The sequence below is a fragment of the Citrobacter sp. TBCS-14 genome, from assembly GCF_005280805.1.
Taxonomy (GTDB): domain Bacteria; phylum Pseudomonadota; class Gammaproteobacteria; order Enterobacterales; family Enterobacteriaceae; genus Citrobacter; species Citrobacter gillenii.
On sequence record NZ_SZWM01001178.1, the window covers coordinates 1 to 980 of the forward strand.

Genomic DNA, 980 nt, shown 5'->3' on the forward strand with positions numbered 1-980 from the left:
GTCCATTGCATGCATTATAACGATGACTCCTGGTGTAACGGGTCGAGCACTTTTTTCAGAAAACGTTGGGTCCTGGGGTGCTGAGGGCGAGTGAAAAACGCCTCAGGAGGTGCGACTTCGAGAATATCGCCGCCATCAATAAACACCACACGATCGGCAATCTCCCTGGCGAAATGCATTTCATGGGTCACGACAATCATGGTAATNACGCTTCATGACCTGCAACACTTCGCCAATCATTTCTGGATCCAGCGCGGAGGTGGGTTCATCAAACAGGATGATTTGCGGCGAGGAGGCCAGCGCGCGGGCGATAGCAACACGTTGTTGCTGCCCGCCGGAAAGTTGGGCGGCATACGCATCGGCTTTCTCAGCTAATCCTACCTGTTCCAGCAGTTCAAGTGCCCGTTGCTCAGCATCCGTTTTTTTCCAACCGTGAACATATTCCAGCGCCAACGTGATGTTCTGCTGTGCCGTCAGGTGGGTGTAGAGATTGAATTGCTGGAACACGAAACCAATCCGGCTGCGAAGCTGACGCAATGCGGGGCCGCGCAGCTGACCGATTGGTTTGTCATCAATAAAAATATCGCCGCCGCTCAGTGACTCCAGTTGGTTTATCAGGCGANGCCCGGTTCAACCGACAGGCTGACGCCGTTAAGCACGGTATGATTGTCATAGTGTTTTATGACATTACGCAGTTCAACACGCGCCTGGCGCAGATGCGTAAAATCCGCAGCCGAAGCTGCGGGACGATTAAAAAGGCCTGAGAGCATATTACTTCGCTTCTATTTTGAAGGCGCGGGGCTGTGGATTTTTGGTTTGCGGACCAAACCAGACATCATAAATTTTGGCTGCCTGCCCGGTTGACTCGAGCTTTAATAGTTCGTCGTTCACGGCCTTCAACAGCGCAGGTTCACCTTTTTTCACACCCACACCAATTTCTTCTTTGCTCAACAGGTCGGGCAAAATTTTGAAATCTGCTT

Annotated in this window: 1 protein-coding gene and 1 pseudogene; both read right to left on the reverse strand. The window is 51.6% G+C overall.

Annotated elements, in window-relative coordinates; all coding sequences use genetic code 11:
- Positions 1-14: 14 nt before the first annotated feature.
- Positions 15-770 (reverse strand): annotated as a pseudogene (locus FDX22_RS24665) (amino acid ABC transporter ATP-binding protein).
- A gap of 1 nt (position 771) precedes the next feature.
- The coding region (locus tag FDX22_RS24670) for a transporter substrate-binding domain-containing protein (protein ID WP_146717929.1) at positions 772-980 on the reverse strand (209 nt) is incomplete at its 5' end.